12 protein-coding genes are annotated in these 12080 nt (G+C 29.2%); 5 read left to right on the top strand and 7 right to left on the bottom strand.

The features are described from left to right. Positions 1 to 346 precede the first annotated feature (346 nt). Complete coding sequence (locus DR024_RS09905; protein WP_034866857.1) at positions 347 to 655, bottom strand: hypothetical protein; 309 nt, start codon at positions 653 to 655, stop codon at positions 347 to 349. 257 nt (positions 656 to 912) lie between these two features. On the opposite strand from DR024_RS09905, the gene DR024_RS09900 reads away from it, so the two are divergent. Continuing rightward, the gene (locus tag DR024_RS09900; RefSeq protein WP_055183709.1) at positions 913 to 1146 is read left to right on the top strand and encodes a PF20097 family protein; all 234 of its coding nucleotides are present in this window, start codon (positions 913 to 915) and stop codon (positions 1144 to 1146) included. A gap of 138 nt (positions 1147 to 1284) precedes the next feature. After that, positions 1285 to 1662, top strand: a complete 378-nt coding sequence (locus DR024_RS09895; RefSeq protein WP_055183708.1) for a hypothetical protein — start codon at positions 1285 to 1287, stop codon at positions 1660 to 1662. Positions 1663 to 1811: 149 nt separating this feature from the next. Here DR024_RS09895 and DR024_RS09890 read toward each other — a convergent pair whose 3' ends face one another. The 4 genes from DR024_RS09890 to DR024_RS09875 all read right to left on the bottom strand — a co-directional run bounded on the left by DR024_RS09890 (position 1812) and on the right by DR024_RS09875 (position 6563). After that, complete coding sequence (locus DR024_RS09890) at positions 1812 to 3593, bottom strand: glycoside hydrolase family 35 protein (RefSeq protein WP_111918668.1); 1782 nt, start codon at positions 3591 to 3593, stop codon at positions 1812 to 1814. Beyond that, positions 3593 to 4945 carry a PTS sugar transporter subunit IIC gene (locus DR024_RS09885; RefSeq protein WP_111918666.1) on the bottom strand — a complete coding sequence of 451 codons (1353 nt, stop codon included), beginning with the start codon at positions 4943 to 4945 and terminating at the stop codon, positions 3593 to 3595. The genes DR024_RS09890 and DR024_RS09885 overlap by 1 nt, the downstream gene beginning before the upstream one ends. Before the next feature lie 475 nt (positions 4946 to 5420). Beyond that, entirely contained in the window at positions 5421 to 5573 is a 153-nt protein-coding gene (locus DR024_RS09880; protein WP_027099044.1) for a zinc-ribbon domain-containing protein, read from the bottom strand. A gap of 171 nt (positions 5574 to 5744) precedes the next feature. After that, positions 5745 to 6563 (bottom strand): hypothetical protein, encoded by an 819-nt coding sequence (locus DR024_RS09875; protein ID WP_242983102.1) that lies wholly within the window; start codon positions 6561 to 6563, stop codon positions 5745 to 5747. 208 nt (positions 6564 to 6771) lie between these two features. On the opposite strand from DR024_RS09875, the gene DR024_RS09870 reads away from it, so the two are divergent. Continuing rightward, entirely contained in the window at positions 6772 to 7839 is a 1068-nt protein-coding gene (locus tag DR024_RS09870) for a helix-turn-helix transcriptional regulator (protein ID WP_027099046.1), read from the top strand. 156 nt (positions 7840 to 7995) lie between these two features. Further along, positions 7996 to 9942, top strand: coding sequence for an oxidoreductase (locus tag DR024_RS09865; RefSeq protein WP_111918662.1), 1947 nt, complete (start codon positions 7996 to 7998; stop codon positions 9940 to 9942). A 47-nt stretch (positions 9943 to 9989) separates the two neighbouring features. On the opposite strand, the gene DR024_RS09860 is transcribed toward DR024_RS09865, so the two are convergent. Both DR024_RS09860 and DR024_RS09855 read right to left on the bottom strand, forming a co-directional pair. Beyond that, complete coding sequence (locus DR024_RS09860) at positions 9990 to 10355, bottom strand: ArsR/SmtB family transcription factor (RefSeq protein WP_111918660.1); 366 nt, start codon at positions 10353 to 10355, stop codon at positions 9990 to 9992. 15 nt (positions 10356 to 10370) lie between these two features. Next, on the bottom strand, positions 10371 to 11147 hold the full coding sequence (locus DR024_RS09855; protein WP_111918658.1) for a nitroreductase family protein: 777 nt from the start codon (positions 11145 to 11147) through the stop codon (positions 10371 to 10373). A gap of 168 nt (positions 11148 to 11315) precedes the next feature. Between DR024_RS09855 and DR024_RS09850 the strand changes: the two genes are divergently transcribed. After that, the gene (locus DR024_RS09850; RefSeq protein WP_111918656.1) at positions 11316 to 12062 is read left to right on the top strand and encodes an EFR1 family ferrodoxin; all 747 of its coding nucleotides are present in this window, start codon (positions 11316 to 11318) and stop codon (positions 12060 to 12062) included. The last annotated feature ends 18 nt before the right edge of the window (positions 12063 to 12080 follow it).

Genomic DNA, 12080 nt, shown 5'->3' with positions numbered 1-12080 from the left:
ACAATCCCTCTTTCTTTTGTTTATATACAGAAAAGCCACATAGCATACACTACATGGCTTCTTACTTTTTAGGATTGAAAAAGCCACATAGTAATCATCTATGTGGCTTAAAAACAACAAAAATTAGCCATCATAGATACAAACAATTCGGCCTGTATCTATGATGAATATTAATATCTATCACAAATACAAACCTAACTATAATAGCTAAAATAATACTTATTTACTTTTACTGTATTAGTTAAGTTTATATTATTAGTCATTTTGTTTTCTTCCTTCTGTAAAAATATTATTGCTTTTTAAATTATACCTATTTTCTTCCATAGAGTCAACTATAAACAAAATTCTAAACCCTCTTTTTTATATACATATAGTTATGTCTTTTAAATATAGCTGCCCATATATCAAATAATACTCTTAAGTCACTAATAGTATATCCTACTTCAAATTCAATAGTCTCATCTTCCATTATTTCAAATTCTATTAAAGGACTGCATAGCTTACGTTCCTTAACATATACAGTATGATATCCAGGTCTTAATTCAACTTCTGTCACACCATCCTCTAATAATATCTTTTTATTATTTTCAAATATTAAATATTTATTAGGTAAATGAGTACAATTCATTTTTCTTATAAATCTTGCTTTTCCCATATAATCACCTTCAAATTAGATTAAATAAACTATCTTATTTTATTTTAACACAATATGTATCATTATCCTTATACTAGCTTTCTAATTTCTACTATAAGTAAAGATAATTTTAAGACTAATATATCTGAGATTCAATCTAATCAAAGTATATTTTTATTACGAAAATATATTTAACGTATTCAACTTTAATGAAATAAATTATCTTCATTTACTGTGTTTTTGCGTTTTTTAAATAATTGATTATATGAGGTGATATTATGAAATGTCCATATTGCACTAATCCTATGGTAGATGGATCTTTAATTGGTTATCGTTATGCAAATACTTGGGAATCAAATCATCCTAATTCTAAACCTAGCTATATATACTTAAAAAGAGATAGCTATTTTAAATGGAAAAGTATTAAAAATCAAGCCTTTGTATGTCCTACTTGTAATAAAATGATTATTGATCTTGAATTTGAAGCTGATAAAAATCGTTCTAAATATTAATACTATTAAGGATCATTTATATATTTATGTAAACTTATTTTCTATTTTTTCTCAAAATTATATTTTTAAAAAGAGGATTTTTTTTTGTTATATGGAAATATATTGTATAGTTGTTAATCATATTATCAGGAGGCTATAATGAAAGAAAACAAATCTTTAGAAGTTAAAAAATTAAATGGATTATTACGTGGGGTCTTAATTTTTTATATTGTTATTTATATAATTACGCTATTAATATCACCATTAGCACTAATTATTAATAGTGATATCCATACCATCATTGGTTATTCTAAATTAGAAATATTTATTTCATCTATTTCAACAATAATAATTCTTTTTTCTTTTGCACTGATTCTTAAATGTAAAAAAATAGGTGTAGTTATATACGGAATAACTTGCATATTTTCTACAATATACGGTTTTTCTGCCTCCGATTATAGAGGAAGTATTTTAAGTCTAATTTTTATGTTTTTCTTAGGGTATCTTATTTATAAAGATAGAGCATTATTTAAATAATTACTAATAATATTGATCTATAAAACTACTTTTTAACACTATAGTCTTACTGAACACTTATTCATTATTTCGTTTGAAATAATTTTAATAAATAACTAAATGAGCTGTATCAAAATAATTCATTATTGTGATACAGCTCCATAAAATTTTTATTTATCACAAAAAATAGGCTTATGGCTAAACTCAAGAGTATTAATTAATACATTTTCACTTTCAAATACAACAATATCATTTTTCTCATTTAGTAAACCAGATGGCACATATAAATATTGTATAGGCCCCTTACTCCAGTACCTTCCAATATTAAAACCATTTATTAATATACATCCTTTACCATATTTGGAGCAATCTATAAAAGTATCATAAATATTATCTAACTCAACTGTAAAATGATAAAACATTGGTGTATCTACTTTATTTATATTACTTTTCTTAAATTTAATTTTAGAAATCATTTCTTCATCAAAAAGTAATGGATACTGTTCCCAACCACTATGGAAATGGTTATTTATCATAACCCCTCCCTTTATCCCTTTTCTTTGAGTAGGGCTGTTTAGCTTATGTCCATAATTTACTCTACCTAAATTTTCAACCAATATATCAATATTTATAACTTCATTTTCACTGCTAAATTCAATTTCTGTTCCTATTTCCTCCTTATATTGAGTAGCAATAAGTTTTTCATCAATATATATATGGCATCTATCAGAAGCATCTATAACCTTTATCTTTTCATCATGATGATAATTTTTTATTTTACTTCTATACAGCATATATCCATAGTTACAATCTAACTCTTCCATTCCCTTAGGATAAGCTGTCTTTACTTCTTTTGATATTTCAGAAGCAATAGCCATAAGATTAGCTGCCCCATCTACTTTATAACTACCAAAATTCTTTAATGCTCTTTCCCTTGGAGGTAATAGTTCTATATTAGGATATATAGATTTCATAACTTTTTGCAATTCATAATACTTATCACTTGGATTTCCCCACTCTGTTAATATAGCATCATAATCATAAGAAGTAACTTGTGGTAAATCATTATTTCCTCTTGCAGAACACCCGTTCATAAATCCAAAGTTTGTCCCACCTCTAAACATGTAAAGATTAATACTTCCTATTTCAAGCATTTCCTTTACATCCTCAGCTAGATCAATTGCATCTCTTCGTATGATATCTTCTCCCCATCTATTAAACCATCCATCCCAATATTCCATACACATTACAGGCCATCTTTTGCCATTTTCTCTCATATAATCCTTTAGCACTTCACAGTTCTCTTTTGATTTAGATCCAAAATTTCCAGATACAAAAATATCATCTTCAATTAATGATCCAGATTCTAATGCCTCAATCCATGTACCATCAGAAGTAAAAAACGGAACATCTATACCATTTTCCCTCATAATTGATGCTATAATTCTTAAATATTCCTTTTCATTACCATAAGAACCATATTCATTTTCAACTTGCATCATTAAAACAGGGCCGCCTTTAGTTACTTGATACTTAACTAATCTAGGCAGTAATTCATTATAATAATTTCTTACTTTATTAATAAACCTATCATCTGAACTTCTAAGCTTTATTTCCTTATCCTTTAAAAGCCATGCTGGAAGTCCACCAAATTCCCATTCAGCACATATATATGGCGTAGGCCTTAAAATAACATATAAGCCTATCTTTTCAGCAGTTTGTATAAACTTCTCTATATCTTTAATTCCTTGAAAATCAAATTTCCCTTCATATGGTTCATGAATATTCCAAGGAATGTACGTTTCAACTGTATTAAATCCAAGTGCTTTTAAGTTAAATAGTGTATCTTCCCATTGAGAATAATGTATTCTAAAATAATGAACAGCGCCAGATAGAATTTTAAATTTAACATCATCTAAATAAAATTCTTCTCTTATTTGAAACTTAGCCATTAAACATTCTCCTTATTAGCCATTTTAACAAAAGGTAAGTAAACTACTATAGAAATTGCTAAATTTACTAATGATAATATAATTGCTCTCCAGTCAAAGCCTGTTGAGAAGAAACCATATAATACAGGTGGCATAACCCATGTAACATTCTGAGTAACTGGTGCTACCCATCCAAAGCTTGTAGCCAAATATGAAACTGTTGCCATTAATGTAGGCGATAATATAAATGGTATAAATAAAATTGGGTTCATTACTGTAGGTAACCCATACATAACAGGTTCTCCTATATTAAATAGAACCGGAGCTATTCCGAGTTTTGCCACCTCCCTATAGTGACTATTTCTAGATTGCCAGAATATTGCTATTAATAAACCTAATGTTCCATACCATACAAACGATCCATATGATACACTTGTCCATAAATATGGAATTGGTTGATTGTTTTGGAAAGCTTCCATATTAGCTAATAATGTAACTCCAAATAATCCTTCCATAATCGGTGCCATAACGTTTCCACCATGAATACCAAAAAACCAGAATAATTGCGTTAAGAATGCTATAAGAATAACTGCAACAAAGCTTTGTGATAGGCCTAACAATGGAGTTTGAAGTACTTTATATATCCAATCAATTAATAATTCTCCAGTAATTCTATTAAATATATATACTAATATAGCTACAACATATAATGCAACAAAACCAGGAATTATTGATAAAAAAGGTTTTGCAATAGCCGGTGGAACTGTATCAGGTAATTTAATTGTCCAATTCTTCTTCATTAATTTACTATAAATAACACAAGCTATAAACCCAACAAGAATTGCAGTAAAATATCCATTTGAATTAATCTGATTTCCTGAAATAAGACCACTAACTGTAACAGAAAGACTATTTCCTTCAACAACTATATCTTTAATACCTTCAAAAAGTCCTGATAATACTTGTCTATCAGCATCAGGTAATTGAATAGTTTTAGTAATTGAATTGCCAATAGCTATTATAAAAGCTGAAAGTGCAACTATACCAGATGATAGTGTGTCTGTATTATAAATCTTAGCTATATTTACACCCAAAGAAAAAATAAATAATAACGATACTATAGCTAAACTTCCTTTAAATATTAAATTATTTATATCTACAAACCAACTGAATGTTTCTGGAATAAAAGTATTTCCAAATTGTCCAGGTACATCTACTAAAAATGCATTTAACAAAAGTGCAATAGACCCTGTCATAACAACAGGCATAGTACCTATAAATGAGTCTCTAAGAGCTATTAAGAATTTTTGATTAGCTATTTTTGAGGCAATAGGTAGTAAATACCTTTCAATGGATTCCATAATTTTATTCATTGTATCTCTCCTTACAATTATATTTTTCTTTTTGCAAAATAAAAATAATAGTTAATCGTTTTCTTTAAGCGTAGATTACAGCTATTAATAAGTTCTCTATAATTAACTTAAACTTACGATTAATTCCTTAAAAGAGATTATACTTATTAGTTAAACTAAAAGTCGCCCCTCCTTCCCTTTTATTAATTATAAATAATTATTTATATTATATATATCCCTTTTAAATCCTAATTATTAATAATAATTTATTATTATTAATTTAAAAAAAGTATAATTTACCAAAAATAATTTGTCAATATAATTTTTTTATTCTTGAGGGAATACTATAATACAAAAAAGTAGAGCGGCTATTTATTTATATCTTTTAATATGAAATTGTAATAATACCTTTGATTTATAAAAAAATTAAAATTTTATATTTTTCTAGACAGCAAAAAAGGTTGTAGTTTAAACTACAACCTCTAACAATCTAAAATTATCTTCTATTTTGTTCTTTCTTAGCTCTTCTACAAGCGATACATCTTGTAGGCTCATTTGTAAATCCTTTTTCTTGGTAGAATTCTTGTTCTCCTACTGAAAATACGAATTCACTTCCACAATCTCTACATACTAATGTCTTATCTGTCATAAATATTCCTCCTAAAATTAAAGATTCTAAATCGATATATAATCTCTAATTTTTAAGAAACTATTTACCTAAATGAAACTTTTTTGTTAGCTTTTTGCTACTCTCTTATAATAACACAGCTTTAATATTATTACAAGACATTTATTGAAATAATATAAATATTCTTATATATTAAAAATCATTATTTGAAATTTCTCTAGGCCATGAAAGTAAACTCTTTCTTGATATCCTTAACTGCTTCTCTTTTGGAAAATTTAAATCACAGAAGTAATTATGGTAATTAGCTGTCCATACATACTTGTCCCATGTTCTTATATTCTTTTTACTGAAGCTTAGCATTTCTTCAATTTTAGCTTTATGTTTAAGAAGTAATTCTATTTGTACTTTTTCAAACTCATATTCATTATTACATTCTGTATAATATTTAAATATAGTATTTAAATAATTTAAAAACCACTGTCCATCACTACCAATAAGTATTTTCTTATGTTGTGGAGCAACATCATCATAATTATTTATATATTTTTGTAATCTGCCCACCGTATTATCATCTAATACAATTCTTGGATAGCAAGCTAAATTACTCTCAGTATTATGTGCATCCAAAAGAGCTGGACCAAAAACAATATCTTCATTTATGTAAAATTCACCAACACTTACTCCTCCTCTAACAAAGAGACCTTCTAGTGCCAAGTTAAATTGATATTCTGATACATTATCAAGTATTTCATCTAATTCTTCTTCCCCATCATCTTTTATAGGGTATCCAACAATCATATTATCAGTATATATTTTTATCTTCCCCTGACTATACTTATTTGGAATTATACACTGCTTGTTCTTATTTATAAGAGAGCTAATCTCATTGAGAAGTTTATTTCCATATCCCTTACTACAAGAGTCTACTATCATTTGTGAAAATCCTAATATATCTATAGTACATACCATAGAATTAATAAGCTTTGGATTTTCTTGATCATATTTTTGCATACTTATTTAAACACATCCTCACCTAAATTCATTCTATTCCTTCTATTTTAGCATGTGAATTAATCTACTGTGAAGATACACCTTATGAATTTACATATTTAAGAGGAAAAACTTGTTTATTATTGTAAAACATTCTATTATATTATTATATTTTAACACCTAAAGATAAAACACATTAAATCTACACCAAGATAAATGGAGGTTTTTTATGCAAAATATGAAATATTATTATGACTTTTCAGGCCAAAGATTTGGCTATCCCTTAAGCTTAAGTATTAATAGTTTTAGTAGAGAAATATTTTCTCGTCATAACAGTCTAGAAATAACCTATGTTTTAAAGGGAGAATATGAGGTTATTACAGAAAATTTCTCTCATATAATTAAGGAACATGAACTAGTAATCATTGCACCTAATGATATTCATATAATTCGCCAACATTCTAACGAAGAGAATGTAATATTAACCATACATATTGATTTTTCTTTATTTCCCCCAGCAATGGTAGGAGAAATAGGACAAGCCTATGAATCAATTGTTTGTACCAACAAGAAAAACTTACATTTATTAAAAAAATTAAAAATTCAAATAGGTAAGTTATTTAGAATTCTATTAAGTGATAGCAATAATTTATTTGAACTAAATACAAGTATGATGGAGATAATTTATACAACTTCTAATCACATGCAATATCCTATTGAACGCTTGCCTACTCAATCTATTCATAGAGAAAATTATATGAAGGCTATTCAGTACATAGACAAGCATTATAAGGAAGATTTGCGTTTAACTGATGTGGCAAACACTCTAATGTTTAGTGTTTCTTATACCTCAAAGCTATTTAAAAGGTATACAGGTATTTTATTTGTAAAATATGTTGCATTAGTAAGAATTCGTGAATCTATAGAAGATTTATTAGAAGGAAAAAAATCTATTGAGCAAATTGCTGCAGACTGTGGAATGCCAAATTCTAAAGCTTATACTAAAGCTTTCAAAGAACTTTATGGAATTGTTCCTAGCCATTATCGTAAAAAGTTCATCAATAATATGAAGATTAATGATGATAAGAAAGAACAGCTAATGTCTTTAGATAATAACCAAAAACAGCTACTTCAGCCTCTGTTAGAAGGTATTGAAAACACCATTTATGAGGATGCTGGTGTAAAAATCAAAGTTGAAGAAAAACATATCATTTGTTCCATTCAATGTGATAAATATGTGAATAGTACTATATCCCATTGCAATGATGAGATTGTTATAGATATTGCTAGTGTTTAAAACTAATGATTTTTAATCCACCTTATGGCTTTATATTATAGGCAGTTTTTTGCCTTAATCTAAAAATATAATGACATATTTTAACCTTTAACATCAATCTAGGACAAGGATACTGGTTAAGCAATATGGTACCATCAAAGAAAAGGAGATGATACTATGCAAAAATATAGTCATTTATTTTCACCTATTAAAATTGGTGAAACAACAGTTAAAAACCGTATTTTTATGCCACCAATATCTACAAATCTAGCAGATAAGGGTTATGTAACAGATACTTTAGTTGAACATTACGCTGCAAGAGCAAAAGGTGGCGTTGGTCTTATTGTCACTGAAGTAACTACTGTTGAACCTGTTTATACATATCTACCTGGAGATATGTCCATATGTGATGATTCCTATATTCCAGGTTGGAAGAAGCTTACTGATGCAGTACATAAGTATGGTGCAAAAATTCTTCCTCAATTATTCCACCCTGCTTATATGGCTTTTCCTATTCCAGGAACTCCACGTTTAATTGCACCATCAAATGTTGGACCTGCATATGCAAAGGAAGCACCAAGACCAGTAACTATACCAGAGTTAAAGGTTATCATAAAACAGTTTGGTGAAGCAGCTTTAAGAATTAAAAAAGCTGGTGGAGATGGTGTTGAAATTCACGCTGCTCATGCCCATGGTTTACTAGGAGGTTTCCTATCTCCACTATATAATAAAAGAACTGATGAGTATGGCGGTGATATCAATGGCCGTTTAAAATTAACCCTAGAAGTTATTGAAGAAGTTCGTAAAATTTGTGGAAAAGACTTCATTATTGATGTAAGAATTTCTGGTGATGAATACTGTGATGGAGGGTTAAACCTTAACGATGGAATATATATTGCCAAACAGTTAGAGAAAGCTGGATCTGATATGATTCATGTATCTGGAGGTACTACTATAATGCGTGGTAGTTCAATACCAGCACCTGGTACAAAACAAGGTTCTCATGCTAAACTAGCAGAAGAAATTAAGAAACACACATCAATTCCAATAGCTACTGTTGGAAGAATAACTGAGCCTTGGATTGCTGATGAGTTAATTGCTAATGGTAAGGCAGATATATGCATGATTGGAAGAGCTAATTTATGTGATCCTGAATTTGCTAATAAGGCTGAAAAAGGTATGGACAAGGATATACGTCCATGCATAGGTTGTCTTCGTTGCTTAAATGGTATTATGTTTGGAAAGCGTGTTGCTTGTACAATCAACCCTTCTCTTGAAATTGAAAATGAAGATACTATTAAACCATCAAACACAAAGAAAAAAATACTTGTTATTGGTGGTGGACCTGCTGGTATGGAAGCAGCTTATGTTGCAAAGAAAAGAGGTCATGATGTAGTTCTTTGTGATAAAAATGAAGAGCTTGGTGGACTTATGAAGTTAGCTTCTGTACCAATTGCTAAACAAGATCTTGCAAAGGTTACACAATATATGGTTAGAAAGCTTGAAGAAGCTGGAGTTGAAATTCATTTAAACTGTGAAGTTAATAAAGATATGTTACAAAATGAATTTGCTGATTATGAAGTGGTTATGAGCAATGGTGCTTCCCCTGTTGTTATACAGCCATTTACAACATTTAAACATTGGGCAACTGCTGATGATATTCTAGGTGGAAAAGCCTTCCCTGGCCGTAGAATTGTGGTTATTGGTGGTGGCTCTGTAGGCTGTGAAACTGCAGATTATCTAGCACCTCTAGTTTATGACCGTCTACCTAGAGATAGAAAAGTTACTGTAATTGAAATGGCTCCAGAAGTTATGGCTACTGAATCAGGTCCAGGTAGAAGCTTACTTGTACAACGTATGATGAAAAAAGGAATAGAACTAATTTGTAACGCTAAGGTTGAAAAGGTAGAAGAAGATAAAATCTACTACAGCATAAATGGTGAAACTCACTGCATTTCTGATGCTGATACACTTATCTTTGCAGTAGGTTATCGTCCAGACAAAGCATTAGCTGACACCTTAAATGAACTTAAAATAACCTATCACACTATTGGAGATGCAAATAGTGTTGGAACAATACAAGACGCTATCCACGCAGGATATGCTCTTGCTAAAGAATTGTAATATAAAGAGCATATGACTTTTTAACTAAAGTCATATGCTCTTTTAATTTACTCCTCTTTTCTACTATCATCTTCACTAATATGCTGTATTCCCTCAAATATAAGATTCATTAGCTCTGTTAAGTTTTCCCATTGTGATTTCTTCGAATCAAGATAATAAAAGTTTTTTGTTCCTTCTCGTCGTACATTCACAATTTCTGCTTCTTTAAGTATTTTAAGATGATGAGATACAGCTGGGCGTGAAAGATGTGTTTTCTCTGTAAGTTCTCCCACTCGAATTCCATTAAAATCACTTTCTAGTAGTGCAAGTAAAATTAACTGTCTTGTTTCATCACCTATGGCAGAAATGGCCTTACGGCATATTTTAAACTTTGATGCTATATCATCTAATCTTTCCCTACATTCTTTTTCCATAAAACCACCTCACGCTTATAAGTATCTTACATTAGCCCTCTCTTTTTGTGCAGTACGTCTGTATTTCACGTCTGGATATCCAAGAACTAAGGTTGTAACCACATAATCATTGTGCTTTAAATTTAAACTTTTTCTTAATTTCCTCGAATTATTTGCTACAGTTGTAAAAAATCCACTATATAATACACCCAAGCCATAGGACTCAGACATTAATGCCATATTTGAAGCTGCAAGTGAACCACTAATCTTATCTTTAGTTAATAGCATTATTGCAACAGGAGCCCCTTTGAAAAAGAAATTTTCATCAATTGTAACTTCTTTTGCACTTTTCATAAAAAGACTTACAATAGGTTTTATTCTTCTAAAAAACTTCACTGCTATTTCCTCATATTTACTCTTGTTCTCATCTAAAACAATATATGATACATCTTGTGAATTTTTAGCACTAGGTGTAAATCTCCCTGCCTCAATAATTTGCTGTATAATTTCTGAATGAACTTCTTTATTTTTAAACTTACGAATAGTTCTTCTAGATTTAATTGCCATTAATAATTCATTTGAATCTACAGTAGTTTCATTCTTAATTTCAATTGGCTCATCATCAAATCCTGTTAGGGTAATAGCTGCTGTTGGACATATTGCTGAACAATGACCGCACTTTATACAGTCTTGATTTTTAATTACAGACTTTTTATCTTTAATAGTTATATTATTTACTGGACAATCATTTTCGCAAAGGCCACACCCAATACAAATATCCTTATTAACTTCAATTATGTGTTGTTCTTTCATAATATATTCATTCCCCTTTCGTTTATAGGTTTAAACTATTATATCATTTAAATTTCTTAAAATTTCATTGGTAAAGAATCTCTTTACCAATACTATTTTTTTTATTTTATCTGCTATAATTGGTAGCAAACATTAATAATAACAATTCCTAAGGGAGGATTTAAATTTATGATTTTGTATTTTTCAGGTACGGGTAACAGTGAATATGTAGCTAAAAGAATTGAAAAAGAGATTAAGAGTGAATCATTAAACCTATTTAAAAAAATCCGAAATAATGATTATTCTTCTTTAACCTCTCATAACCCATGGATTATCGTTGTACCAACTTATGCTTGGCGTATTCCTCGCATTGTACATGAATGGCTAATAAAAACAGAACTACATGGAAATAAGGATATTTATTTTGTAATGACCTGTGGAGGCTCTAATGGTGATTCAGGTAAATATTTAAATAAACTATGCCTAGATAAAGGGATGAATTATAAGGGATGTACTTCTATAATAATGCCTGAAAATTATATTGCACTTTTCAAGACACCTGATAAAAATGAAGCCCTTAAAATAATAGAACAAGCCCAACAAAGCATATTAAATACAATAGAATACATTAGAAGTGATCTATCATTTCCAGAACCTGAAATAACATTTAAGGATAAACTTAACAGTAGTTTTATAAATACAATTTTTTATCCAATGTTTGTTCATTCAAAAAAATTCTATGTAACAGAGGATTGTATTTCATGTGGAAAATGTGAAAATATCTGTCCATTGGGAAATATTAAACTTCAAAATGGGAAACCAAATTGGGGAGAAAATTGTACTCATTGTATGGCATGTATTTGTCGATGTCCAAAAGAGGCTATTGAATATGGTAAACATAGTAAGGATATATCAAGGTATACTTGTCCTAAATAAAAATATAAAGAGCATATG

The organism is Clostridium paraputrificum (genome assembly GCF_900447045.1).
Taxonomy (GTDB): Bacteria; Bacillota; Clostridia; order Clostridiales; family Clostridiaceae; genus Clostridium; species Clostridium paraputrificum.
The sequence above is the reverse complement of the archived record's forward strand: the minus strand, read 5'-3'. Positions and strand labels throughout refer to the sequence as shown.